Here is a 24,567-nt window from a genome sequence, read left to right on the forward strand (position 1 = left end):
TCGCTAGAGACTCACTATAGTCGCAATTCGCTATGCGGTTATCCGACGAGACTGCAGCGCGTGAAATCGCCCTCCGTTGGGCACGACAAAAACAAAAGGGCGACCCCTTGGGGTCGCCCTTTTGATGCCCGGAAACCGGGACTTTTGTTTGGTAGGCACAATTGGACTCGAACCAACGACCCCCACCATGTCAAGGTGGTGCTCTAACCAACTGAGCTATGTGCCTGTCGTGTGGTGCGCATATTAGTGATCGAATGCGTACCTGTAAAGCGTTTTTTTGAGAAAAATCAAAAACTTTCGAGTTTTCTACACATGGGGCCGCCTTGCCGGAGCACGACACTGGTCGGATGGGCTGCGCACCAGCCCCTGGCCGCATAAAATCACAATGAAAAAAGGGGTGACCCTTTCGGATCACCCCTTCTTCGATTTGGTAGGCACAATTGGACTCGAACCAACGACCCCCACCATGTCAAGGTGGTGCTCTAACCAACTGAGCTATGTGCCTGTCGTGTGGTGCGCATTCTACCCATTCCAAAAACCCTGTCAACATTTTTTTTCGCGCTAACCTACTGAATCTTAAACTCTTTATAGAAAGGCGCGCTGACGGGGACCGAGTAAAGGATTTTCAACGGACGACTAGCGGGTGTTTATTATTATTGATACCATCGGTACATTCGTTAAAAATATAAAACACGAGGTTCCTGCAGCATGGCTAACACCCCCTACCCCCAGTCCTACTACGCCGCCTCGGCCAACCCGGTGCCGCCACGTCCGGCGCTGCAGGGTGAGGTGGAAACCGATGTGTGCATCATCGGCGCCGGCTACACCGGCCTGTCCAGCGCCCTGTTCCTGCTGGAGAACGGCTTCAAGGTGAGCATCGTCGAAGCGGCCAAGGTCGGCTTCGGCGCATCGGGCCGCAACGGTGGCCAGATCGTCAACAGCTACAGCCGCGACATCGACGTCATCGAACGCACCGTCGGCCCCAAGCAGGCCCAGCTGCTGGGCCAGATGGCCTTCGAAGGCGGGCGCATCATTCGTGAGCGCGTGGCCAAGTACAACATCCAGTGCGACCTGAAGGACGGTGGCGTGTTCGCTGCCCTCACCAGCAAGCAGATGGGTCACCTGGAGTCGCAAAAGCGCCTGTGGGAACGCTTCGGTCACAACCAGCTGGAGCTGATGGACCAGAAGCGCATCCGCGAAGTGGTCGCCTGCGACAACTATGTGGGCGGCATGCTGGACATGAGCGGCGGCCACATCCACCCGCTGAACCTGGCCCTGGGCGAAGCCGCCGCGGTCGAGTCGCTGGGCGGCATCATCTATGAACAAACCCCGGCCGTACGCATCGAGCGTGGCGCCAACCCGGTGGTGCATACCCCGCAGGGCAAGGTCCGCGCCAAGTTCATCATCGTCGCCGGCAACGCCTACCTGGGCAACCTGGTGCCGGAACTGGCCAGCAAGTCCATGCCATGCGGCACCCAGGTGATCACCACCGAGCCGCTGGGCGACGAACTGGCGCGCACCCTGCTGCCGCAGGACTACTGCGTCGAGGACTGCAACTACCTGCTCGACTACTACCGCCTGACCAGCGACAAGCGCCTGATCTTCGGTGGTGGCGTGGTGTACGGCGCGCGTGACCCGGCCAACATCGAGGCGATCATCCGTCCGAAGATGCTCAAGGCCTTCCCGCAGCTGCAGAACGTGAAGATCGACTACGCCTGGACCGGCAACTTCCTGCTGACCCTGTCGCGCCTGCCGCAGGTTGGCCGTATCGGCGACAACATCTACTACTCCCAGGGCTGCTCGGGTCACGGCGTGACCTACACCCACCTGGCGGGCAAGGTGCTGGCCGAGGCCATGCGCGGCCAGGCCGAGCGCTTCGACGCCTTCGCCGGCCTGCCGCACTACCCGTTCCCGGGTGGCCAGATGCTGCGCGTGCCGTTCAGCGCCATTGGTGCCTGGTACTACAGCCTGCGCGATCGCCTGGGCTTCTGATGTAGGCAGGGCTGGCCTCTTCGCGGGTAAACCCGCTCCCACAGGATTTGTGCTGGTTGCACGGCCCCTGTGGGAGCGGGCGTGCCCGCGAAAGGGCCGGTACAGATACAGCTATTTGTTCAGGCTACTCACGGCCTGCTTCGCCGCAATCTCCTGCCCCGCCCGCGCCAGTTCATCCGCAGCCTGCAACCAGCGCTGGCGGTCCACCTGGGCCGGCAGTTGCCGCGGTGGCTGCACCAGCACCGCCCAACTCCCAAGCTTCGCCCACGCCGAGGCAAAGTCATCGAACGCCATCAGCTGCCGCCGGTGCATGCCTGAACGCAACAGCACCCGCTGCTTGTAGCGGTCGTAGCCGATCAGCACGGCATAGCGTGGCTCGCTCCACCAGGCCGAACCATCCTCGTAACGCAGCAGCACCGGGTTGCCCGCCGCCACCTGGGTCAACAGCGCGTCCAGCTGCTTGTCCAGCGGATACACCACCATGCCGTAGTCGCGCGCCACCCGGGGGATGCCGGTGTCCAGCGCCTCGGCGCCCTGGGGCAGGTTCAGCGGCTTGTCCAGCAGCCCCGGCGTGATCGGAGCCCCCTGTTGCGACAGCACCGCCGCCAATGCCATGGCCCCGCTGTGGTTGGCGTTGCCACGGTAGAACGGCACGCTGCTGATCTCGACCCGCTGCGGCAGACCCTTGAGGTTGGCGGAGGGTGCGCTGGCACAACCGGCCAGGCTGGCCGCTACCAGGCAGGCCGCCAGCAGCCGACGAGGGATGGTCTTGAAGGAAGGTTGCTGCATGGACACTCGCTTGCTCCAACGCCGGGCAGGCAGCGCCCGGCTCTGGCCACCGATCATAGGTCGGACAGCGGCGCGGGTATAGTCCGACACCGGTTAGGAGCAAATCGGACCAAGCAATAGACCTTTGGTCAATGGAACGTCACAGGCGAGAGACTAGACTAAAGCAGTGTCTGGAAGGCCAGCGTCGGCGACCGAGCGTGGCCCGTAGAGATGGAGGCACAGATGAGCCTGACCATGGCAATCCTCATGCTGGTGGGCATGTGGCTGAGCGTTGCAGCCGCCATGCTATGGGGTGTACTGCGTATCGTGCGGCGTCATTCCCACTACCACCTGCCACCGCAAGCCCCCGCCAAGCCACAGCCTGTGCGCCGGGCGCGGCGGCATGCCGGGGTGCACTGACTACAGATTTTCCCTACTCCCCTTCGTGGGCTTGCCCGCTCCCACAGGGACCACGTAGCTATCCGGCTGACGCGGCACCTGTGGGAGCGGGCAAGCCCGCGAACGGGGCGCAAGCGCCCCGCTTTTCTTGCATCAACCTTCAGCCGCTTCGCGCTTCAACCGCGCCCGACGGGCCAGGATGTTGAGGATCTCGATCGCCGTCGAGAAGGCCATGGCTGCGTACACATAACCCTTCGGTACATGGGCGCCGAAACCTTCGGCGATCAGCGTCATGCCGATCATGATCAGGAAGCCCAGGGCCAGCATCACCACGGTCGGGTTGTCGTTGATGAAGTTGGCCAACGGGTCGGCGGCCACCATCATGACGATCACGGCAGTGATAACGGCAATGATCATGATCGGCAGGTGCTCGGTCATGCCCACGGCGGTGATGATGCTGTCGACCGAGAAGACGATGTCCAGCAACAGGATCTGGAAGATCGCCGCGGCAAAGCCCAGGGTAACCGTCGACGACACCTTGGCTTCTTCCTTGGCCCCGTGCGGGTCGACGTTCTCGTGGATTTCCTTGGTCGCCTTCCACAGCAGGAACAGGCCACCGGCAATCAGGATCACGTCCTTCCAGGAGAAGGCATTGCCGAACACTTCGAACACCGGGTCGGTCAGCTGGACGATCCAGGCCACCGTGCTGAGCAAGGCCAGGCGCATGACCAAGGCCATGCTGATACCGATACGGCGCGCCTTGGAGCGGTACTCCACCGGCAGCTTGTTGGTCAGGATGGAGATGAAGATCAGGTTGTCGATGCCCAGCACGACTTCCATGGCCACCAGCGTAGCCAGGGCAACCCAGGCGGTAGGGCTAGCGACGAGTTCCAGCAAGTATTCCATTGTTCAAATCCTGCAGCAGCGGTTGGGGGTCAGATTTCCTGGGTGTCTTCTTTCTTGTCGGCGTCCTTGGGCTTGTGCCCTTCGCTGCCGATGGCCTCGCTCAACGCCTGCTGTGCGGCCTTGTTGGTGTCGTCGATGGCCTGCTTGGCCGACTGTGCGGCCTGGTCGAGCATCTGCTGGGCGGATTTCTCGGCCTGCTCGCAACCGGCCAGGGTGAACAGGGCCAAGGCCAGCACCAGCGGCGTGCCGATGGATTTGAGTTGCAGCATGGGTTCCTCGCTTTTCATGTTCCGGCGGCGCACACGGCGCCTGATGGGGTCGCATTCTAAAGAGCGCAACACATCCGGAAAATTCGTATTTTCAGCGGTTATACTTCGGTTTTTACGATTCCGGAAACATTCCGATGCTCAACTATCGGCAGTTGCACTACTTCTGGGCCGTGGCCAAGACCGGCAGCATCGCCCGCGCCAGCGAACAGTTGAACCTGACCCCGCAAACCATCAGCGGGCAGATCAGCCTGCTGGAACAGACCTACGGCCTGGAGTTGTTCCAGCGCGTGGGGCGCCAGCTGGAACTGACCGAAACAGGGCGCCAGACGCTGATCTATGCCGAGCAGATGTTCCAGCTGGGTAACGAGCTGGAGGCCATGCTGCGGGCCGGCCCGCAGGAGCAGATCCTGTTCCGCGTGGGCGTGGCGGACGTGGTGCCCAAGTCCATCGTCTACCGCCTGCTGGCACCGACCATGGAGCTGGACGACGTGCTGCGTATCAACTGCCGCGAAGACAAGCTCGAACGGCTGCTGGCCGACCTGGCGATCCAGCGCCTGGACCTGGTGATTTCCGACAGCCCCATGCCCAGCCACCTGGACATCAAGGGCTATAGCCAGAAACTGGGCGAGTGTGGGTTGAGCTTCTTCGCCACCCCGGCGCTGGCACAACGCCTGGAAGGCCCCTTCCCCGTCTGCCTGCAGGATGCGCCATTGCTTATCCCCGGGCAGGAAACCGTGGTACGCAGCCGCCTGCTGCGCTGGCTGGGTGAACAGCAGGTGCAGCCACGGATCGTGGGCGAGTTCGATGACAGTGCCTTGATGCAGGCGTTCGGGCAGTCGGGCAGCGGCATCTTCGTCGCGCCCAGCGTGATCGCCGAAGAAGTGTGCCGCCAGTACGGCGTGGAGCTGATCGGGCAGACCGAGGCGGTGCACGAGTCGTTCTATGCCATTTCGGTGGAGCGCAAGGTCAAGCACCCGGGGATCGTGGCGATTACCGAGGGGGCGCGACGAGAGTTGTTTCATTGGTAGCAGGCAGATTTGACGCCCCCGCGTTTCAATGGTCATATGCCCGCCAGTTTCAGGTGCCCTGCGCCGCCGCGCGCAGGGTGAAACGGGAAGCCGGTGCGTCGTGTTGCCCACGACAAGTCCGGCGCTGCCCCCGCAACGGTAAGCGAGCGAACCCTTCGAGATACCACTGTGCACATGCATGGGAAGGTGAAGGTTTCATGCCCCTCGCAAGCCCGGAGACCGGCCTGGAGCTTCACTTGGCAACCCGCGGTGGGCGGGCGCAGGCCGGTATCCGTGCGCGCGCCTGCGTGCACGGTGCGCCTTTGCGTGTTTTCCACCGGGATCCATTCATTCCTGCAGTAGTGGAACGACATGTCCCGTATCTTCAAGCTTCACCCCTTGGCGGCCTGCCTGGCCGTTTCCCTGCCGGCCCTGGCCGATGACCTCGAGCGACAACCATTGGCCCTGCCTTCCACGGCCATCACCGACACGCTCGACAGCCACGCCATCGACCTGGCCACCCCGACCCAGGCGGGCTCGCGCCTGGGCCTCAGCGCCCTGGAGACACCGGCCAGCACCAGCAGCATCAGCGCCGAGCAGATCCAGCAGCGCAACAACCTCACCGTGCAGGACGCGGTGACCCGCTCACCGGGCATCAGCTACATCGGCTCCCCGGGCGACGGCGGCACGGGCCTGTCCGCCCGCGGCTTTACCGGGCACAACTCGGTAATGACCCTGTTCGACGGCGCACGCCTGTACACCGGTGCCGGCACCCAAACGTTCCCGGTCGACCCGTGGATGGTCGAGCGCATCGATGTGATTCGCGGCCCGGCCTCGGTGCTGTATGGCGAAGGCGCCACCGGTGCGGTGGTCAACGTGGTCCCGAAAAAGCCGTTTGCCGGCGAGGTACGCAACCACCTGCGCCTGGGCTACGGTTCGTGGGACCGCCAGCAGCTCGGCCTGGACAGCGGCGGCAGCCTCGGCGAGCGCCTGAGCTACCGCCTGGCCCTGAACCAGCAAACCGGTAACGGCTGGGTCGACCGCACCCCGTCACGCAGCCTGGCGCTGAGCGCCGCGCTGCGCTTCGATGCCAGCGACGACCTCAGCTTCACCCTCGCCCACGACCGCGGCGATGCGCAGCCTGCCAACTACTACGGCACCCCGCTGATCGACGGCCACTACCGCAGCAGCCTGCGCAAGAAGAACTACAACGTGCAGGACGATGTGCAGCACTACGTCGATGAATGGACCCGCCTGAACACCGACTGGACGTTGAGCGACCACCTCAGCGCCAGCAACCAGCTGTACTACATCAAGAGCCGCCGTCACTGGCGCAATGCCGAGGAGTACAGCTGGGATGCCGGGCGCCAGCAGCTGCTGCGCGGCAGCTACCTGCAGATCAAGCACAACCAGGAACAGTTCGGCGATCGCCAGGCCTTCACCCTCGACCACACGCTGTTTGGCCTGGCCAGCAAGACCGTGGTCGGCGCCGAGTACAACAAGGTCCGCTTCAACGTCGACAGCAACGCGCCCTACAACGATGTGGGCGGTGACTACGTCGACCCTTGGCAGCCACAACCGGGTTGGTTCCACAGCGCCTCGCCGCTGCGCCCGCAAACGCTGTCCACCACCCACACCTTTGCCCTGTTCGCCGAAAACCGCCTGCAGTTGAGCGATCGCCTGTCCCTGGTCACCGGCGTGCGCCGCGACCGGAACCACATCGTCCAGGAGAAACTGACCACCGACAGCCGCAGCGACCGCAGCCTGCAAGGGGGCAACTGGCGTGCCGGGCTGGTGTTTGCGGTCAGCGACGACCTGTCGCTGTATGGCCAGTACTCCACCAGCGAGGACGGGGTCGACAATCTCATCAGCCTCAGCGCCAACCAGATGCACTACGACCTGACCGAGGCCAGGCAGACCGAGGTGGGCCTGAAGCAGCGCTTCTGGGACGGGCGTGGCGAATGGACATTGGCGGCCTACCACATCGTCAAGAAGAAGTTGCTGGTGGATGACCCGGTCACCCACGAGAAGCAGCAGGCTGGCCAGCAGACGTCCGACGGCCTGGAGGCAACCCTGGAACTGGCGCTGGCGCACCAGTGGCAGGTGTCGGCCAACGCGGCGATCGTGCGCGCCAGGTATGACGACTTCGACGAAATGGTCGGCGGCGTGGCGCAGGACCGTGCGGGCAATCGCCCGACCAATGTCCCGCGGCGTACCGCCAACCTGTGGCTGAGCAAAGGCTTCGGCCAGCGGCTGGAGGCCGGCATTGGCGCGCGCTATGTGGACGAACGATATGCCAATACCGCCAACACCCAGAGCGCCCCCGGCTACACCGTGGTCGATGCCGACATCGGCTGGCAGGTGTTGCCGGATGTGCGGCTGGGGTTGCAGTTGAACAACCTGTTCGACCGTGAGTATGTGCAGTCGGCGTTCAGTGGCCAGCAGTGGCTGATGGGGATGCCACGGTCGTACTTTGCGACGGTGGATTACAGCTTCTGACCTGCACTGCCTGCACCGGCCTCTTCGCGGGCTTGCCCGCTCCCACAGGTACTGCACAGATTTCAGAGTGGGTGAAATTCCTGTGGGAGCGGGCAAGCCCGCGAAAGGGCCGGTACAGGTCCCACAAAAACAGTTACCAACTCACCATCATTTAGTTATAAGATAACGTTTCAGTTGACATCCATTCCTATCAGCGACCTCCCATGACAAGCGCCAGCGCCACCCCCACCCTGCTCAACCAGCGCCTGCAGAGCATCGATGCCCTGCGCGGCCTGGTGATCCTGTTCATGCTCCTGGACCATGTCCGCGAAACCTTCTTCCTGCACCGCCAGGTGAGCGACCCGATGGCGATCGATACCACCGAGCCTTCGCTGTTCTTCAGCCGCACCCTGGCCCACCTGTGCGCGCCGGTGTTCGTCATGCTGACCGGCCTGTCGGCCTGGCTGTACGGCGAGAAACACCAGGGCCGCGGCGATGTCTCGGCGTTCCTGTTCAAGCGCGGGCTGTTCCTGGTGGTGCTGGAATTCACCCTGGTCAACTTCGCCTGGACCTTCCAGCTGCCGCCCAGCGTCATCTACCTGCAGGTGATCTGGGCCATCGGCGTGAGCATGATCGCCCTGTCGCTGCTGATCTGGCTGCCACGTGCCGCCCTGATCACCCTGGGCGCAATCATCATCGCCGGCCACAACCTGCTCGACGGCCTGCACTTCGGCGCCGAATCCGCCCTGCATGTGCCATGGGCGATCCTGCATGACCGGGGTTGGCTGGAGTTCTCCGAAAACCTGCGCCTGCGCACCTCCTACCCGGTGCTGCCGTGGATCGGTGTCATCGCCCTGGGCTACGGCCTGGGCCCGTGGTTCGCCCGTGGCAGCGCGGCCGGCCAACGCCAGCATCGCCTGCTGCTGGCCGGGCTGATCGCGCTGCTGGGCTTTGTCGTGTTGCGCCTGGTCAACGGCTACGGCGAGGCGCCGTGGAGCGCTTACCCGACCGTCACGCAAACCCTGATGAGCTTCTTCAACATCACCAAGTACCCGCCCTCGCTGCTGTTCCTGGCCCTGACCCTGGGCTGTGGCCTGCTGTTGCTGCGCGCCTTCGAACGCGCCGGCCAGGCCCGCTGGATCAGTGCCCTGGCGGTGTTCGGCGCGGCACCGATGTTCTTCTACCTGCTGCACCTGTATGTGCTGAAGCTGCTGTACCTGGCCAGCGTGGCGCTGTTCGGCCGCAACCATGGCGACTACTTCGGCTTCGACGGCATCGCCGCGGTGTGGCTGGGGGCAGTGCTGCTGGCGGTTTCGCTGTACCTGCCGGTGCGCTGGTTCGCTCGCCTGAAGGCGCGGCGGCGCGACATCACCTGGCTGAAGTACTTCTGAAAAGCGTTTTCACCCGGCGGCACGATGGTCTACCATGCCGGCCGCCGGTTTCCACCACGGAATCAATAGGGAATCCCAGGCCCGCCAATTCGGGCCAAACGGAACTGCCCCCGCAACTGTAGGTGCCGAGCCTGCTCCATCGATGCCACTGGGCCACGAACCCGGGAAGGCCGGAGCCAGGCCATGACGCACCAGTCAGGAGACCTGCCGGCCTACATTCACCAACCGGCGGGGTGTCCGGGATTGGCCATCAGTGTTGCCCCTGCCGCCAGCGGGGGCTCGGCGATGCCTGTCCGTGCGTTCCTCACCCGAACTGTCCGATAGGAGATCGCCCAGCATGCTGCCCCGTTTTGCCACTCTGCTCGCCGGCCTCGGCCTCGGCCTCACCGGCCTGGCCCAGGCTGCTGCCACCCATTACCCGCTGACGGTCGACAACTGCGGCAAGCCGCAAACCTTCGCCCAGGCACCGCAACGCACGGTCACCATTGGCCAGGCCGGTACCGAGATGCTCTACGCGCTGGGGCTGGGCGACAAACTGGCGGCCACCTCGCTGTGGTTCAACAATGTGCTGCCCGAGTACCAGGTGCAGAACGCCAAGGTGCCGCGCCTGGCCGACAACGAGCCCAGCTTCGAGGCAGTAGTGGGCAAGCGCCCGCAACTGGTGACGGTGCAGTTCGAATGGATGGTCGGTGCCCAGGGCGTGGTCGGCACCCGCGAGCAGTTCGATGAACTGGGCATCCCCACCTACCTGCTGCCGTCCGACTGCGAAGGCAAGGACAACCTGGTGGGCGCCGATGGCACCCGCCTGCAGGCGTTCCAGGTCGACACTATCTACAAAAGCGTCAGCCAGCTGGCGGCAATCTTCGACGTGCAGGACCGTGGCACGGCCCTGAATGCCGAACTCAAAGGCCGATTGGACAGTGCCAAGGCGCAACTGGCCGACAAGGACCTGTCCGCCACCTCGGCGCTGTTCTGGTTCTCCAGCGCCGACCTGCACATCGATCCCTACGTGGCGGGCCGCCAGGGGGTCGCCGACTTCATGCTGCGCACCCTTGGCGTGCGCAACGTGGTCGAGTCCAGCGAAGAATGGCCGACCGTAGGCTGGGAAACCCTGGCCAAGGCCAACCCCACCTGGCTGATCATTGCCCGCATGGACCGCCGCCGCTACCCCGCCGACGACTACCAGAAGAAGCTGGCATTCCTGCGTAGCGACCCGGTAACGCGCAACATGGACGCGGTGAAGCACGATCGCATCATCATCCTCGACGCCGACGCCATGCAGGCCGGCATTCGCTTGTTCAGCGGCCTGCAGACACTGGCCACCGCCTTCGCCAGCGGCAAAGCAGCCCAGTGATGATGCGCCTGTTACCCTGCATCGCCGTTGCCCTGGCCGCCCTGTTGGCGGCCCTGCTGGCCGGCACCGCCATCGGCGAAACCAACCTGTCGCCCGGCGTGGTCGGCCAGGTGCTGGCCAACCACCTGTGGCAGGCCGGCTATCCGGTCGACCCGATCGACGCCGGCATCGTCTGGAACTACCGCTTGCCCCGCACCCTGGTCGCTGCAGCCTGCGGCGCCGGCCTGGCCACCTGCGGCGTGATCCTCCAGGCACTGTTGCGCAACCCGTTGGCTGAGCCTTACCTGCTGGGGCTGTCTGCCGGCGCCTCGACCGGTGCGGTGCTGGTGGGCCTGCTAGGCTTCGGCAGCCTGGCGCTGAGCATGTCCGGCGGTGCCTTCATCGGCGCCCTGGCAGCGTTCGCCCTGGTGCTGGTGCTGGCTCGGGCAGCCGGCCCCAGCAGCAACAATGCCCAGGTGATCCTTGCCGGGATCGCCGGCTCGCAACTGTTCAACGCCCTTACCGCCTTCCTCATCACCATGTCGGCCACCGCCGAGCAGGCGCGCGGCATCCTGTTCTGGCTGCTGGGCAACCTCAGTGGCGTGCGTTGGCCTTCGGTGTGGCTGGCCGTGCCAGTTGTACTGTTCGGGCTGTTGGTGTGCCTGTGGCATCGCCGTGCCTTGGATGCCTTCACCTTCGGTGCCGACTCGGCGGCATCGCTGGGCATCCCGGTGCGGCGTACCCAGTTGTTGCTGATCAGCTGCGCGGCGCTGGTGACCGCCGTGATGGTTTCCATCGTCGGCGCCATCGGTTTTGTCGGGCTGGTGATCCCCCATGCCCTGCGCCTGCTGCTCGGCCCCGGGCACAGCCGCCTGCTGCCCGCCAGCGCACTGGGCGGGGCACTGTTCCTGATTGCCGCCGACATCCTGTCGCGCACCTTGATCCCTGGCCAGGTGATCCCCGTTGGCGTGGTCACCGCGCTGCTCGGCGCACCGGTCTTCGCGCTGATCCTGGTCAGCCGCCGGGGGCGCCCATGACGGTCATGACGGCGCTACAGCTGGCCCCCTTGAGTTGCCAGAACCTGGGGCTGCAACTGGCCGGCAACACCGTGCTCAGCGATATCGAACTGAGCGTTGTCGCCGGTGAAACCCTGGGCATTGTCGGCCCCAACGGCTCCGGCAAATCCTCGCTGCTGAAGGTGCTGGCCGGGCTGCGCAAGCCAGGCAGCGGCAGCGTGCAACTGCTGGGCGAACCGCTGGCACGGTTGCCCCGCCGCCGTGTCGCCCAGGCCTTGGCGCTGGTCGAACAGCAGGCCGACACCCTCGATGCGATCAGCGTGTTCGATGCCGTTGCCCTGGGCCGCACCCCCTGGCTGTCGGCGCTGGCGCCGTTCTCCCGGGAGGACCGCGCGATCGTCGAGCAGGCCCTGGCCGACCTCGACGCCCTGCACCTGCGTACCCGCCTGTGGGGGTCGCTGTCCGGTGGCGAGCGCCAGCGCGTGCACATCGCCCGTGCCCTGGCACAGCGGCCGCAGGTGCTACTGCTGGACGAGCCGACCAACCACCTGGATATCCAGCACCAGCTGAGCCTGTTGCAACAGGTGCAGGCCCTGCCGGTGACCACCCTGGTGGCCTTGCACGACCTGAATCAGGCGCTCACCTGCGACCGCGTCGCGGTGCTCGACAAGGGCCGCCTGGTCGCCCTCGGCAAACCGCTCGAGGTGCTTACACCCGAGCGCCTGCTGAACACCTTCGGCGTGCACGCCCATTACCTCATCGACCCCTTCGACGGCGCGCGCATCCTGCGTTTTCGCGCCCCCTGAACAGGAAGTTCTGCCCATGCCGCGCCCTGTCGCCCTGCTGCTCGCCAGCGCCCTGCTCGCGCCCCCTGCGCTGGCCGACTCCGCCCAGTCGCAAAGCAACGGTTTTGTCGAGGATGGCCGCTGGAGCCTGCTCAACCGCAGCGTATTCGACCAGCGCGACTACAAGCATGGCGGGCGCAACAGTGCCGGGCGCAACGCCTACAAGCCGCGCGATGAACGTAGCGGCAAGGCCGAGGAATGGGCCTATGGCCTGATGGGCACCTTCCGGTCCGGTTTTACCCAGGGGCTGATCGGTGTCGGGGTCGACGCCCACGCCTACCTGGGCGTGCAACTCGACAGCGGCGGCGGGCGCGTGGGCAAGGCACGCTTGCTCGGGGTGGATAACGAGGGGCACCCGAAGAACGAATACAGCCGTGCCGGCGCGGCGCTGAAACTGCGCATGTCCGATACCGTGCTGTCCTACGGTGAGCAACGGGTCAAGACCCCGGTGTTCAGTTCCTCCGACAGCCGCCTGCTGCCCGAGACCGCGACCGGGTTCTTCCTTGACAGCACCGAGTTCAACCACCTCAGGCTGGTGGCCGGGCACTTCAACGAGAGCGCCGACCGCAATGCTTCCAGCCACGACCAGGGCTTCGTGGTGAACTACTCCAATGGCCGCCAGGGCAACAGCTTCGATTTGGCCGGCGTGGTGTGGAACCCCGGCGCCGCCTTCAGCGGCAGCCTGTACACCTCACGCTACCAGGACAGCTGGAAGCAGCATTACCTGGGCAGCACCCTCAGCCATGCCCTGGATGAGCGACGCAGCCTCACCCTCGACCTCAACCTGTACCGCACCACCGATATCGGCAAGGCGCTGTCCGGGCACATCGACAACACCACCTGGAGCCTGGTCTCGCGTTACGACCACGGGCCGCACGGTTTCAGCCTGGGCTGGCAGCAGGTGGACGGCAACACGCCATTCGACTACGTGACGCGAGGGGCGATCTTCATTGCCAACGCGGTGCAGATGTCGGACTTCAACGCACCGAACGAGAAGTCGTGGCAGGCGCGCTATGACTTGAACATGGGCGCCTACGGCGTACCGGGGTTGAACCTGACGGCGTTGTACGTGCGCGGGTTCGATATCGACGGCAGCCATGTCGACCCTGCGGGCGGGTATGCGTACCTGGGGTATGGCAAGGGGGGCAAGCATTGGGAGCGCGACCTGGAGGCACGGTATGTGGTGCAGAGCGGCAAGGCCAAGGGCACCGCGTTTTCGCTGCGGCATAACGTGCATCGGGGCAATACGGCGCAGGCGGAGCTGGATGGGGACCAGATACGGTTGGCGGTGGAATGGCCGTTGGGGGGTGGGTTCTGATGCTCCGCGTTGCCTGAATGGGGCTGCTTTGCAGCCCATCGCGACACAAGGCCGCTCCTACAAGGGATTCGCATACAGATCTGGCCAAGCGCGATCCCTGTAGGAGCGGCCTTGTGTCGCGATGGGCCGCACAGCGGCCCCCAAAATCCATCAGGCAACCACAACTGCCGTATAATCGGCAGCACTCACTGCCCAACCAGGCCACGCCATGCCTCGCCTCCAGAAGTTGCTGCTGCCCCTGCTGCTGACTGCAGCCCTCACCGCCTGCGACCAGAAACCCTCCCGTGAAGAACAGATCCTGGCCCAGCTGCCGCTGCAGGATGCCTACACGCACAACATCGAGCGCATGGCCGCGCTGCTCGGCCGCACGCACCCGCAGCTGCCGCAGGCGACCATCCAGGGCGTGCTGCGCAAGCACCTGACCGTCGAGGACCAGCGCCAGGACCTTTTTCGCCTGTACAGCGAAAAGAACTTCAGCGATGCCGAGTTCGCCACCATCGTCGAGGCCACTCAGGACCCGGCCAAGGCCCGTGCCCTGGAAGACACCGAGGCCGGCAAGCGCCTGAGCGAAAAGCTCACCGCCCTGATGCGCGAATCGGCCCGCGACGCGAAGGTGCAGGCCCTGGCCGAGCAGCGCATGCAGCAGGTGGAAGACGAACTGGACGCGCTGGAAAAGGCAGGCTCCTGAACGCGGTTCCCCACTGCGCTCATAAGGCGTAAGGTTGTTCCCATTTCGTAGCTGTTTTTCGATCACCCGAGGTCAGGATTGCCACACGCCAAGCACGGACTGCGCCTGGATCTACGCACACTCATTCTGGTGCTTTGCGCCCTTACCGCCGTGGTCATGCTGTGCGCCAGCTACTTCGCCAGCTACCGGGTGCAACGCCAACTGCTGATCGACCATGCCCTGGAAGCCAACCGGGTGTATGCGATGAAGCTGGCAAGCATCACCGAGACCTTTATCGACAACGCCTTGCAGCAGCTGTCGTTCAGCGCTGGTGTGCAAGGCCGCCAGCTGGGTGACGCTGTCGCCCTGCAGGCGGAGACCGAGCGTGTCCTGAGCCAGAGCATGGCCTTCAATTCCACGTTCGTGATCGATGCCAACGGGGTGCTGTTGGCGATTTCCCCCGCCCCTTTGCGGCACCTGGTCGGCAGCCACATGCATTCGCCCGGGGTCCAGGAGGCGCTACAGGCGCGCCGCCCACTGGTGTCGACGCCCTACATTTCGGCGGCCAACAACCTGGTGGTGGCGCTGTCGCAACCCATTTACGACAGCAACGGCCGCTACCTGGGGTATGTCGGCGGCAGCCTGTACCTGCGTGAACGCAACATCCTCAACAGCCTGCTGGGGGAGCATTTCTACAAGGATGGTTCCTACCTGTACGTGGTCGACCGCAACCGCCGTCTGCTGTATCACCCCGACAGCCAGCGCGTAGGGACGGTGGTTGAAGGCAATGAATTGATCGACCAGCTGGCGGGCCTGGGCAATGGTACCCGGCAATTGACCAACAGCCTCGGCGTGGAAATGCTCGCCGGATACGCCACCGTGCCCAGCGCCGGTTGGGGCGTGGTGGCGCAGCAGCCGCTGACCCAGACAGTGACGCCGCTTAGCCACCTGATCCTCAACGTGGTCGGCACCTCCGCACCGTTGGCGCTGGTGGGCAGCATGCTGCTGTGGTGGCTGGCCATGACCATCGCCCGGCCGCTGTGGCAGCTGGCCGCCGGCGCCCGCTCGATGGACCGGGCCGGCACTGCCGAGCGCCTGCATCGGGTACCGGCCTGGTACTTCGAGGCGGCCGAGCTGAAGCGCGCGCTGCTGTTCGGGCTGAACCTGCTGCATGAACGCATCGGCCGGCTCAACCGCGACGCCCAGACCGACCCGCTGACCGGCCTGGGCAACCGCCGCAGCCTGGAGTTCAACCTGTCGTTGCTGGAAGCCGAGGGCCGGGCATTTGCGGCCATCGTGCTGGATGTCGACCATTTCAAGCGGGTAAACGACTGCCACGGGCACGAGGTGGGCGACCAGGTGCTGCGCCGGCTGGCGGAGCTGATGCGCCGCTGCTGCCGCGAGGGTGACCTGCTGTGCCGCACCGGCGGCGAGGAGTTCCTGATGCTGCTGCCGGGGGCCGGCCTGGACGTTGCGGCAGTGGTGGCCGAGCGGCTGCGGGTAACGGTGCAGGATACGCCAGTGGAGCCGGTGGGGGCGGTGACCGTGTCGCTGGGGGTGGCGCATTGGGATGGCGAGACCGAGAGCGAACCGGGGGATGCGTTGAGCGAGGCTGACCGGGCCCTTTACCGGGCCAAGCAGGAGGGGCGTAATCGGGTAGTGGTTGCCTGAGCACCTTGTTTCTCCTGTACCGGCCCTTTCGCGGGCGCGCCCGCTCCCACAAGGGAATGTGACACGCTCTCGAACATTGTTCCCTGTGGGAGCGGGCATGCCCGCGAAAGGGCCGGCACAAACCATGATGAATGGGCAGGCTGTAACATTCCTTGTCATAAAACTGTCTTGTTCCAGTCATAGGATTGACCCCAACCTGACATTTTCACTTCATGGATGAGCGTCTAATGCGTCGTGTGGTTTTCAATCAGAAAGGTGGCGTCGGAAAATCCAGCATCGCCTGCAACCTTGCCGCCGCCAGCGCCGCCGAAGGCTACCGGACCTTGCTGGTCGACCTCGACCCTCAGGCCAATGCCACCTACTACCTGACCGGCCTGGTCAATGACGCCATTCCTTCCGGCATCGCCGATTTCTTCCGCCAGACCTTGTCGCCAGTCACCGCTGCCGGCAAGAAGCACCGGGTGGCGATCACCGAAACCCGCTACAGAAACCTGCACCTGGTGACCGCCAGCCCCGACCTCAGCGACCTGCAAGGCAAGCTGGAGAGCAAGTTCAAGATCAACAAGCTGCGCAAGCTGCTGGTGGAACTGGGCGAGGACTACGAGCGGATCTACATCGACACCCCGCCGGCGCTAAACTTCTATACCTTCAGCGCGCTGGTGGCGGCCGAGCGGCTGTTGATCCCGTTCGACTGCGACAGCTTTTCGCGCCAGGCCCTGCACTGCGTCATGGCCGAGGTCGAAGAACTGCGCCAGGACCACAACCCGGCGTTGCAGGTGGAAGGTGTGGTGGTCAACCAGTTCGCCGGGCGCACCGCGCTGCACCAGACCCTGGTCGAGCAATTGCGCGGTGAAGGCATGCCGGTGCTGCCGGTGTACCTGAGCAGTTCGATCAAGATGCGTGAATCGCACCAGGCCTCGGTGCCGCTGGTGCACCTGGCGCCGCGGCATAAACTGGCGCTGGAGTTTGTTGATTTGCTGGATGTACTGGAGCGTGCGGCCTGACAGAACCCTGGGGGCGCTTTGCGCCCCTTTCGCGACGCAAGGCCGCTTCTACAAGGCATCGCGTCAAATTGCAGCCCCAAAAATATCAAGCCCGAAGCACTACCCGACCGTTCGTCCGGATGGTAGATTCGCCGCCATGAAAACCACCCGGCATACCCGCACGCTGACCGCCTGGACGCTCTACGCCAGTGTCCTGTTCAGCCTGGTTCTGTGCGGCCTGCACCATGGCCAGATGGGTGGCCTGCGCCTGGCCGGCCTGGAAGGCGGTTTCTGCTCGATCAACAGCGAACACGGCGTTGCCATCGACCTGGATGGCGCCGGCGGCGACCAGCACATGGCCCAGCTCGACTGCCCGGTGTGCTCCTCGTTCGGCCTGGCCGTGCCGCTCAGCAGCGGAGGCTGGTCGTTCACCCCTACGCAAGCCGTGGCCACATCGCCCATCGTGGTGCGCAGCTGGGCGCAACCGCCGCCGCGCTATCAACGCCCCGCCCTCAACCCCCGCGCCTCCCCCGTCGCTTTCCCCGCAGCCGTACTTCATTTCGCCTGACCTCAGCCGGGCGCGCCTGACTGCGCGCTCGCGGTCAGCCATGACCTTTGCGTGGAAGACACACCAACATGCTTCGCAAAACCTCCCTGGTGCTCCTCATGGGCACCTGCAACCTTGCCTGGGCGGATGCTGCCCCGGTGGAACTGAGCGCCACCACCATCGACGGTGAACGCGACGCCGCCAGCGGCGTGCAACTGGACGAGCCGATCCGCACCGGCTCGCGCCTGGGGCTCACCGCGCGGGAAACGCCGGCCTCGGTCAGTGTCTCGGACCGCCGCCTGATCGAAGAGCGCGGCGCCAAGGACAGCCAGGACGTGATCAACGCCATGACCGGCGTCAATGCCTCGGCCAACCCCGGCTTTGGCGGCTTCGTCGCCTACCGCGGCTTCACCCAGAACCAGGTTACCCAGTTGTACAACGGCATCAACCTGGGCTACAGCAGCGCCACCCGGCCAGTGGATGCCTGGGTGCTCGACCGCGTCGAACTGATCGGCGGGCCATCGTCGTTCCTGCATGGTGCGGGCGCGGTGGGCGGCTCGATCAACTACATCACCAAGCTGGCCAGCCGCGATCAGCAGACCATCGACGGCCGTATCCGCCATGGCAGCTTCGACGACAGCGAAGTGGCGTTCGGCATCAACCAGGCACTGGCCAGCAACCCCGCCGATGCTCGCCACTTCATGCGCCTGGACTTCAGCCGCGGGCAGGGCAACGGCTACATCGACCGCAACGAACGGCACACCGACAGCCTGGCCTTCTCGTTGCTGAGCGACCTCACGCCCAACCTCACCCACACCCTGGCCCTGGAGTATCAGGAAGACCGCGAAGACAGCCCTTACTGGGGCTCGCCGATCTTGCCCGGGCGCAGCACGATGAAGATCGACAACAGCCGCCGCTTCGAAAACTACAACGTCGGCGACGGGCGCTATGAGCAGCGGGTACGCTGGCTACGCTCGATCCTCGACTACCAGCTCAGCGACAGCACCAGCGTGCAGAACACGCTTTACCACTACAACGCCCAGCGCGATTACCGCAACCTCGAACGCTACAGCTACACCGACGATGGCAGGGTACGACGCAGCAGCCCTTACCTGCAGCGCCACGACCAGAACCTGCTGGGCGACCGCATCGAACTGCGCCACGACAACCAGCTGTTCGGCCTGGCCAGCCAGTGGTCGCTGGGGCTGGAGTACTCGCGCATGCGCCAGACCCTCTACCCCACCTCGAGCAGCTGGAGCGATGTGGTCGATGCCGAGCACTTCGACCCCGGCAGCTTCGACGACATTCCCGGGGTGAATGCCGGCCTGACCAAGCAACGCCGCCACGAGGTGACCAACCGCGCGGTGTTTGCCGAAAACCGCCTGCAACTCACCGAACGCCTGGCCCTGCTGACCGCCCTGCGCTACGACTACCTGGACATGCAGGTGACCAACTACGGCGCGGTCACGCCAACCTCGCCGGCGTTCTTCGAACGGCGCTGGGAACCGCTTTCCGGGCGTATCGGCCTGACCTACGCGCTGACCCCGTCCGCCAGCGTCTATGCGCAGTACAGTACCTCTGCCGACTTGCCGGCCGGCTCGCTGGCGGCAGCGACCTATTCCAACGTCGGGCTGTTCGACCTGTCCAAGGGCGAGCAGTGGGAAGTGGGCAGCAAGTTCGACTTTCTCGACGGGCGCGGCGCGGCCACGCTGGCGCTGTACCAGATCGTGCGCAAGGACTTTGCCGTGCGCGACTCCAACGACGCCAACCTCACGGTCCAGGCCGGGCAGCAGACCTCACGCGGTGTCGAGTTGTCCGGGCGCCTGCAGGTGACGCCGAAGCTGCTGGCCGAGGCCAACTATGCCTATGTCGATGCGCACTACGACGAGTTCAACGAGGCGGTCAACGGCGTGTCGGTATCGCGCAAGGGCAACGCACCGGTGAACGTACCGGCCAGCGTCGCCAACCTGTGGCTGACCTACAGCCTGACCCCGGCGTGGTCGGTGGGGGCAGACGGGCGCTACGTGGGCTCGGTGTATGCCGACAACGCCAACAGCCTCAAGGCCCCGGCGTACACCCTGTTCGGCGCGTTCGCCCGCTACCGGCTGGATGAACACACCACGCTCACCGGGCGGGTACGCAACCTGACCGACGAGGTGTATGCCAAGCAGGCCTACAACAGCCAGTACTACATGGGGCCGCCGCGTACCTTCGAACTGGCGCTGGACATGCGCTTCTGAACCCATGGCCCTATCGCCGGCAAGCCAGCTCCCACAGGTACTGCACAAGCCTTGAGTGCGGTGCAAATTCTGTGGGAGCTGGCTTGCCGGCGATAGGGCCATCAGGAGCAGCCCACCATGTTCGGTTGATTCAGGTATCCCGAGGTCGCCCTCGACAAAACGCCTTCCAGCGCCCGGCTATCTACTGGCAAGCACAACAATGATGGCGCGGCCCGACCGCGCCACTTTCATCATGCCTGCCAATGGAACCGGAGAGCACTCGCATGCCCGCACCTCACGAGGTATCCCCCGCCACCCTGCGCCGGGTGATCGCCGCCTCGGCCATCGGCAATTTCGTCGAATGGTTCGACTTCGCCGTCTACGGCTTTCTCGCTACCCTGATCGCCAGCCAGTTCTTCGCCAGCGAAGACGCCAGCGTGGCCTTGCTCAAGACCTTTGCGGTGTTCGCCGTGGCGTTCGCCCTGCGCCCGCTGGGCGGCATCGTGTTCGGCGCGCTGGGTGACCGCCTGGGGCGCAAGCGCATCCTGTCGCTGACCATCCTGCTGATGGCCGGCTCCACGACCCTCATCGGCCTGCTGCCGACCTACGCCAGCATCGGCCTGGCAGCCCCCGCGCTGCTGACCCTGGCGCGCTGCCTGCAGGGCTTTTCCGCCGGTGGCGAGTATGCCGGGGCCTGCGCCTACCTGATGGAGCATGCGCCCAACGACAAGCGCGCCTTCTATGGCAGCTTCGTACCGGTGTCGACCTTTTCCGCCTTTGCCTGCGCGGCAGTGATTGCCTATGGCCTGGAAGCCAGCCTGTCGGCCGAGGCGATGAACGCCTGGGGCTGGCGCATCCCGTTCTTGATCGCCGCGCCGCTGGGGCTGGTCGGCCTGTACCTGCGCTGGCGCATGGAAGAAACCCCGGCGTTCCGCGAAGCCATCGCCCAGGGCAAGGAGCATGAACATTCGCCGCTCAAGGAAACCCTGCGCAACCATGGCCGGGCGATCCGCAACCTGGGGGCCTTCATCTCGCTGACCGCGCTGTCGTTCTACATGTTCACCACCTACTTCGCCACCTACCTGCAACTGGTCGGCAACCTGACCCGCGCGCAATCGCTGCTGGTAACCACCGTGGCCCTGCTGTTCGCCGCGGTCGGCTGCCCGCTGGCCGGGGCGTTCTCGGACCGCGTCGGGCGGCGCAAGACCATCGGCTTTACCTGCCTGTGGGTGATGCTGTGCGTGTTCCCGGCGTACTGGCTGGCCAGTTCCGGCTCGATGTCCGGTGCGCTGCTGGGGGTGATCCTGCTGGCGGTGGGGGCGTTGTGCAGTGGCGTGGTCACGGCGGCATTGCTGTCGGAAAGCTTCCCTACCCGCACCCGCTATACCGCTTCGGCAATTACCTACAACGTGGCCTATACACTGTTTGGCGGCACCGCACCGCTGGTGGCGACCTGGCTGATCGGGCAGACCGGCAGCAGCCTGGCACCGGCGTTCTACCTGGTGGTGATTGCGCTGGTGGCGTTGGTGGGTGGGTTGGCGTTGCCGGAGACTTCGCGGATTTCGTTGCATGATGAGGCTGGGGGCGACGGTGCAAGGGCTGGGGCTCGTCGTACCGTTTAGGATTTTGGGGCCGCTGTGCGGCCCATCGCCGGCAACACCAGCAAGGTCAGTGCGGTGGACGACAGAATCCCGCCAATCACCACGGTCGCCAGCGGCCTTTGCACCTCGGCCCCGGTCCCGGTCGCCAAGGCCATCGGGATGAACCCCAGCGACGCCACCAGTGCCGTCATCAGCACCGGCCGCAAGCGCGTCAGCGCGCCCTCCTCGACCGCTGCCCGCAGCGTGCGCCCTTCCTCCCGCAGGCCACGGATAAAGGCGATCATCACCAGCCCGTTGAGCACCGCCACCCCCGACAAGGCAATGAACCCCACGCCAGCGGAAATGGACAACGGAATGTCCCGCAACCACAGCGCCAGCACCCCGCCGGTAAGGGCGAACGGGATGCCGGTGAACACCAGCAGGCCATCCCTGAGGTTGTTGAACATCATCAGCAACAGCGCCATGACCAGCAGCAAGGCCACCGGTACCACCACCTGCAGGCGCTCGGCCGCCGACTGCAGTTGCTCGAACTGGCCACCCCAGCGGGTCCAGTAACCCGGCGGTATCTGCACCTGCTGAATCAGCGTCTGCTCGGCCTCCTCGACGAACGAACCCAGGTCACGCCCACGCACGTTGGCACTGACCACCACCACCCGCTTGCCATCCTCGCGGCTGACCTGGTTCGGCCCCAGCTGCAGGTTCAGCGTGGCTACCTGTGACAGCGGGATGAAGCCTATTTGCCCCGCACCCGTAGCAGCACTGGCCGGCACCGGAATCAGCAGGCTGCCCAGCCCTTCGACATCGGTGCGCAGGGGTTCCGACAGGCGCACCACCATGTCGAAACGGCGGTCACCTTCGTACAACGTGCCGGCCGTGCGGCCACCCACGGCAATGGCAATGGCGTCCTGCACATCGCCCACGTTAAGGCCATGGCGGGCCGCCTTGTCGCGGTCGATATCGATGGTCAGCACCGGCAGGCCGGTAGTCTGCTCGACCTTTACCTCGGATGCGCCCGGCACGCCTTGCAGGCTGCTGGCGACCTGCGCGGCGGTGCGGTTGAGCACATCCATGTCATCACCGAACAGCTTCACCGCCACATCGCTGCGCACCCCGGATATCAGCTCGTTGAAGCGCAGCTGGATCGGCTGCGACAGCTCGTAGTTGCTGCCCGGCACGCTGGCGGCGGCGCGTTGTACCTCGGCGATCAGCTCATCACGCGGCTTGCCCGGGTCGCCCCATTGCTCACGCGGACGCAGCATCACATAGGCGTCGGAAATGTTCGGCGGCATCGGGTCGGAGGCGATCTCGGCGGTGCCGGTGCGGGCGAACACCCGCTCCACTTCCGGCACCTGGGCGATGATCGCCTGTTCCAGGCGCTGCTGCATGTCGACCGACTGCGACAGGCTGGTGCCCGGCACGCGCAAAGCCTGCAGGGCAAAGTCGCCTTCGCTGAGGCTGGGGATGAACTCGCTGCCCATGCGGCTGGCCATAACTCCGGACAGCAACACCAGGGTAGCGGCGCCAGCGAACGCCAGCTTGCGCCGGCCCAGCACCCAGGCCAGCACCGGGGCATAGCGCTGACGCGCCGTGCGCATTACCAGGCCTTCCTCTTCCTTGACCTTGCCGGTGACGAACAGGGCAATGGCCGCCGGCACGAAGGTAACCGAGAGGATCATGGCACCAAGCAGGGCGATGACCACGGTAAAGGCCATAGGGTGGAACATCTTGCCCTCCACCCCGGTCAGGGCAAAGATCGGCAGGTACACCACCATGATGATCAGCTGGCCGTAGATCAGCGGCCGGCGCGCCTCACGGGCGGCAGCGAACACTTCATGGAAGCGCTCGGTGCGGGTCAGCATGCGGCCATGGCGTTGCTGGGCGTGGGCCAGGCGGCGGATGGCGTTCTCCACGATCACCACCGCGCCGTCGACGATGATGCCGAAGTCCAGTGCGCCCAGGCTCATCAGGTTGGCGCTGACCTTGTTGCTGAACATGCCGGTGAAGGTGAACAGCATCGACAACGGAATGACCATGGCGGTGATCAGCGCAGCGCGGATGTTGCCCAGGAACAGGAACAACACAGCGATGACCAGAATGGCACCTTCGACCAGGTTCTTCTTCACCGTGGCGATGGCCTTTTCCACCAGGTCGGTGCGGTCGTACACCGTCACCGCGACCACGCCCTTGGGCAGGTTGCGGTTGATCTCGACCAGCTTGGCGGCAACCGCCTGTGACACCGTGCGGCTGTTCTCGCCAATCAGCATGAACACCGTGCCCAGCACCACTTCCCGGCCGTTTTCGGTGGCCGCGCCCGAGCGCAGTTCTTCGCCCAGGCCGACCTGGGCAACATGGCTGACGCGAATTGGCGTGCCATCGACACTGGAGATGACGATGTTGGCGATGTCCTCGGCCGACGCCACCTGGCCTGGCGCGCGAATCAGCAACTGCTCGCCATTGCGCTCGATGTAACCGGCGCCGACGTTGGCGTTGTTGCGCTCCAGCGCCGCGATCAGGTCGTTGAGGGTGAGTTTGTAGGCCGCCAGGCGCTTGGGCTCCGGCGCAATCAGGTACTGCTTGGCATGGCCGCCGATGCTGTTGACCTCGGCCACCCCGGGCACGTTGCGCAACTGCGGCTTGATGATCCAGTCCTGGATCACCCGCAAGTCGGTCGGGGTGTAGGGCGTGCCGTCTTCCTTCAGCGCGCCCTGCTCGGCTTCCACCGTCCACAGGAAGATTTCACCCAGCCCGGTGGAAATCGGCCCCATGCCCGCTTCGATGCCGTCGGGCAACTGCTCACGCGCCACTTGCAGGCGCTCGTTGACCAGTTGGCGGGCGAAGAACAGGTCGGTGCCGTCGTCGAAAATGACCGTGACCTGCGACAGGCCCGAACGCGACAGCGAGCGGGTCTGCTTGAGCCCGGGCAGGCCGGCCATGGCGGTCTCGATGGCGAAGGTGATGCGCTGCTCGGTCTCCAGCGGCGAATAGCCGGGGGCGGCGGTATTGATCTGCACCTGGACGTTGGTGATGTCCGGTACAGCGTCGATCGGCAGTTTCTGGTAGCTGTGGATACCCACCGCGGCCATCAGGACCACGGCCAGCATCACCACCAGGCGCTGCTCGATGGCGAATTGGATCAGGCGTTCGAACATGCAAGCGT

19 protein-coding genes, 2 tRNA genes and 2 riboswitches are annotated in these 24,567 nt (G+C 64.9%); of the genes, 15 read left to right on the forward strand and 6 right to left on the reverse strand.

The window, feature by feature from the left end; translation table 11 throughout:
* Positions 1-149 precede the first annotated feature (149 nt).
* Both CAG22_RS15015 and CAG22_RS15020 read right to left on the reverse strand, forming a co-directional pair.
* Positions 150-226, reverse strand: a tRNA-Val gene (locus CAG22_RS15015).
* 202 nt (positions 227-428) lie between these two features.
* Positions 429-505 (reverse strand) — tRNA-Val (locus CAG22_RS15020).
* Positions 506-708: 203 nt separating this feature from the next.
* Here CAG22_RS15020 and CAG22_RS15025 point away from each other — a divergent pair.
* On the forward strand, positions 709-1,992 hold the full coding sequence (locus CAG22_RS15025; RefSeq protein WP_025338521.1) for an FAD-binding oxidoreductase: 1,284 nt from the start codon (positions 709-711) through the stop codon (positions 1,990-1,992).
* Positions 1,993-2,103: 111 nt separating this feature from the next.
* On the opposite strand, the gene CAG22_RS15030 is transcribed toward CAG22_RS15025, so the two are convergent.
* Positions 2,104-2,838: a peptidase C39 family protein gene (locus tag CAG22_RS15030; protein ID WP_025338520.1), complete on the reverse strand. Its 735-nt coding sequence runs from the start codon at positions 2,836-2,838 to the stop codon at positions 2,104-2,106.
* 165 nt (positions 2,839-3,003) lie between these two features.
* Between CAG22_RS15030 and CAG22_RS28520 the strand changes: the two genes are divergently transcribed.
* Positions 3,004-3,180, forward strand: a complete 177-nt coding sequence (locus CAG22_RS28520; RefSeq protein WP_170929309.1) for a hypothetical protein — start codon at positions 3,004-3,006, stop codon at positions 3,178-3,180.
* Between the two features lie 132 nt (positions 3,181-3,312).
* On the opposite strand, the gene CAG22_RS15035 is transcribed toward CAG22_RS28520, so the two are convergent.
* On the reverse strand, positions 3,313-4,065 hold the full coding sequence (locus CAG22_RS15035; protein ID WP_003260907.1) for a TerC family protein: 753 nt from the start codon (positions 4,063-4,065) through the stop codon (positions 3,313-3,315).
* Between the two features lie 29 nt (positions 4,066-4,094).
* Entirely contained in the window at positions 4,095-4,334 is a 240-nt protein-coding gene (locus tag CAG22_RS15040; RefSeq protein ID WP_025338519.1) for a hypothetical protein, read from the reverse strand.
* 134 nt (positions 4,335-4,468) lie between these two features.
* Between CAG22_RS15040 and nhaR the strand changes: the two genes are divergently transcribed.
* The 13 genes from nhaR (at position 4,469) to CAG22_RS15110 (ending at position 21,431) form a co-directional block, all read left to right on the forward strand.
* Positions 4,469-5,362 carry a transcriptional activator NhaR gene (gene nhaR, locus CAG22_RS15045; RefSeq protein ID WP_085705695.1) on the forward strand — a complete coding sequence of 298 codons (894 nt, stop codon included), beginning with the start codon at positions 4,469-4,471 and terminating at the stop codon, positions 5,360-5,362.
* Between the two features lie 34 nt (positions 5,363-5,396).
* Positions 5,397-5,605: riboswitch (cobalamin riboswitch) on the forward strand.
* Between the two features lie 108 nt (positions 5,606-5,713).
* Positions 5,714-7,840 carry a TonB-dependent siderophore receptor gene (locus tag CAG22_RS15050; protein ID WP_085705696.1) on the forward strand — a complete coding sequence of 709 codons (2,127 nt, stop codon included), beginning with the start codon at positions 5,714-5,716 and terminating at the stop codon, positions 7,838-7,840.
* Positions 7,841-8,043: 203 nt separating this feature from the next.
* Complete coding sequence (locus tag CAG22_RS15060; protein ID WP_085692105.1) at positions 8,044-9,210, forward strand: DUF1624 domain-containing protein; 1,167 nt, start codon at positions 8,044-8,046, stop codon at positions 9,208-9,210.
* 28 nt (positions 9,211-9,238) lie between these two features.
* Positions 9,239-9,437, forward strand: a riboswitch (cobalamin riboswitch).
* A gap of 110 nt (positions 9,438-9,547) precedes the next feature.
* Positions 9,548-10,564 (forward strand): ABC transporter substrate-binding protein, encoded by a 1,017-nt coding sequence (locus CAG22_RS15065; protein ID WP_085705697.1) that lies wholly within the window; start codon positions 9,548-9,550, stop codon positions 10,562-10,564.
* Positions 10,564-11,580, forward strand: coding sequence for an iron ABC transporter permease (locus tag CAG22_RS15070; protein WP_084785139.1), 1,017 nt, complete (start codon positions 10,564-10,566; stop codon positions 11,578-11,580). Before CAG22_RS15065 ends, CAG22_RS15070 begins: the two co-directional genes overlap by 1 nt.
* The gene (locus CAG22_RS15075) at positions 11,577-12,365 is read left to right on the forward strand and encodes an ABC transporter ATP-binding protein (protein WP_085592256.1); all 789 of its coding nucleotides are present in this window, start codon (positions 11,577-11,579) and stop codon (positions 12,363-12,365) included. Before CAG22_RS15070 ends, CAG22_RS15075 begins: the two co-directional genes overlap by 4 nt.
* Before the next feature lie 16 nt (positions 12,366-12,381).
* Entirely contained in the window at positions 12,382-13,722 is a 1,341-nt protein-coding gene (locus tag CAG22_RS15080; RefSeq protein ID WP_085705698.1) for an OprD family porin, read from the forward strand.
* A 208-nt stretch (positions 13,723-13,930) separates the two neighbouring features.
* Complete coding sequence (locus CAG22_RS15085) at positions 13,931-14,410, forward strand: hypothetical protein (protein ID WP_085663195.1); 480 nt, start codon at positions 13,931-13,933, stop codon at positions 14,408-14,410.
* A gap of 78 nt (positions 14,411-14,488) precedes the next feature.
* Positions 14,489-16,060: a sensor domain-containing diguanylate cyclase gene (locus tag CAG22_RS15090; protein WP_085705699.1), complete on the forward strand. Its 1,572-nt coding sequence runs from the start codon at positions 14,489-14,491 to the stop codon at positions 16,058-16,060.
* 227 nt (positions 16,061-16,287) lie between these two features.
* Entirely contained in the window at positions 16,288-17,064 is a 777-nt protein-coding gene (locus CAG22_RS15095; protein ID WP_085692114.1) for a ParA family protein, read from the forward strand.
* Positions 17,065-17,200: 136 nt separating this feature from the next.
* On the forward strand, positions 17,201-17,611 hold the full coding sequence (locus CAG22_RS15100) for a DUF2946 family protein (RefSeq protein ID WP_085705700.1): 411 nt from the start codon (positions 17,201-17,203) through the stop codon (positions 17,609-17,611).
* A gap of 68 nt (positions 17,612-17,679) precedes the next feature.
* Positions 17,680-19,830, forward strand: a complete 2,151-nt coding sequence (locus CAG22_RS15105) for a TonB-dependent siderophore receptor (RefSeq protein ID WP_085705701.1) — start codon at positions 17,680-17,682, stop codon at positions 19,828-19,830.
* Between the two features lie 263 nt (positions 19,831-20,093).
* Complete coding sequence (locus CAG22_RS15110) at positions 20,094-21,431, forward strand: MFS transporter (RefSeq protein WP_085617616.1); 1,338 nt, start codon at positions 20,094-20,096, stop codon at positions 21,429-21,431.
* Here CAG22_RS15110 and CAG22_RS15115 read toward each other — a convergent pair.
* Positions 21,428-24,559, reverse strand: a complete 3,132-nt coding sequence (locus CAG22_RS15115) for an efflux RND transporter permease subunit (protein WP_085705702.1) — start codon at positions 24,557-24,559, stop codon at positions 21,428-21,430. The two genes, CAG22_RS15110 and CAG22_RS15115, sit on opposite strands and share 4 nt — an antisense overlap.
* Positions 24,560-24,567: the final 8 nt, after the last annotated feature.

Source organism: Pseudomonas sp. B8(2017) (assembly GCF_002113575.1).
In the GTDB taxonomy this organism is placed as follows: domain Bacteria; phylum Pseudomonadota; class Gammaproteobacteria; order Pseudomonadales; family Pseudomonadaceae; genus Aquipseudomonas; species Aquipseudomonas putida_Z.

Excerpts from the sequence above, each read along its gene's own strand:
- CAG22_RS15115 (WP_085705702.1), bottom strand. The coding sequence starts at position 24,559 with ATGTTCGAACGCCTGATCCAATTCGCCATCGAGCAGCGCCTGGTGGTG.
- CAG22_RS15080 (WP_085705698.1), top strand. The coding sequence starts at position 12,382 with ATGCCGCGCCCTGTCGCCCTGCTGCTCGCCAGCGCCCTGCTCGCGCCC.
- CAG22_RS15085 (WP_085663195.1), top strand. The coding sequence starts at position 13,931 with ATGCCTCGCCTCCAGAAGTTGCTGCTGCCCCTGCTGCTGACTGCAGCC.
- CAG22_RS15035 (WP_003260907.1), bottom strand. The coding sequence starts at position 4,065 with ATGGAATACTTGCTGGAACTCGTCGCTAGCCCTACCGCCTGGGTTGCC.
- CAG22_RS15040 (WP_025338519.1), bottom strand. The coding sequence starts at position 4,334 with ATGCTGCAACTCAAATCCATCGGCACGCCGCTGGTGCTGGCCTTGGCC.
- CAG22_RS15050 (WP_085705696.1), top strand. The coding sequence starts at position 5,714 with ATGTCCCGTATCTTCAAGCTTCACCCCTTGGCGGCCTGCCTGGCCGTT.
- CAG22_RS15060 (WP_085692105.1), top strand. The coding sequence starts at position 8,044 with ATGACAAGCGCCAGCGCCACCCCCACCCTGCTCAACCAGCGCCTGCAG.
- CAG22_RS15100 (WP_085705700.1), top strand. The coding sequence starts at position 17,201 with ATGAAAACCACCCGGCATACCCGCACGCTGACCGCCTGGACGCTCTAC.
- CAG22_RS15075 (WP_085592256.1), top strand. The coding sequence starts at position 11,577 with ATGACGGTCATGACGGCGCTACAGCTGGCCCCCTTGAGTTGCCAGAAC.
- CAG22_RS28520 (WP_170929309.1), top strand. The coding sequence starts at position 3,004 with ATGAGCCTGACCATGGCAATCCTCATGCTGGTGGGCATGTGGCTGAGC.
- CAG22_RS15110 (WP_085617616.1), top strand. The coding sequence starts at position 20,094 with ATGCCCGCACCTCACGAGGTATCCCCCGCCACCCTGCGCCGGGTGATC.
- CAG22_RS15065 (WP_085705697.1), top strand. The coding sequence starts at position 9,548 with ATGCTGCCCCGTTTTGCCACTCTGCTCGCCGGCCTCGGCCTCGGCCTC.
- CAG22_RS15025 (WP_025338521.1), top strand. The coding sequence starts at position 709 with ATGGCTAACACCCCCTACCCCCAGTCCTACTACGCCGCCTCGGCCAAC.
- CAG22_RS15070 (WP_084785139.1), top strand. The coding sequence starts at position 10,564 with ATGATGCGCCTGTTACCCTGCATCGCCGTTGCCCTGGCCGCCCTGTTG.
- CAG22_RS15095 (WP_085692114.1), top strand. The coding sequence starts at position 16,288 with ATGCGTCGTGTGGTTTTCAATCAGAAAGGTGGCGTCGGAAAATCCAGC.
- nhaR (WP_085705695.1), top strand. The coding sequence starts at position 4,469 with ATGCTCAACTATCGGCAGTTGCACTACTTCTGGGCCGTGGCCAAGACC.
- CAG22_RS15105 (WP_085705701.1), top strand. The coding sequence starts at position 17,680 with ATGCTTCGCAAAACCTCCCTGGTGCTCCTCATGGGCACCTGCAACCTT.
- CAG22_RS15030 (WP_025338520.1), bottom strand. The coding sequence starts at position 2,838 with ATGATCGGTGGCCAGAGCCGGGCGCTGCCTGCCCGGCGTTGGAGCAAG.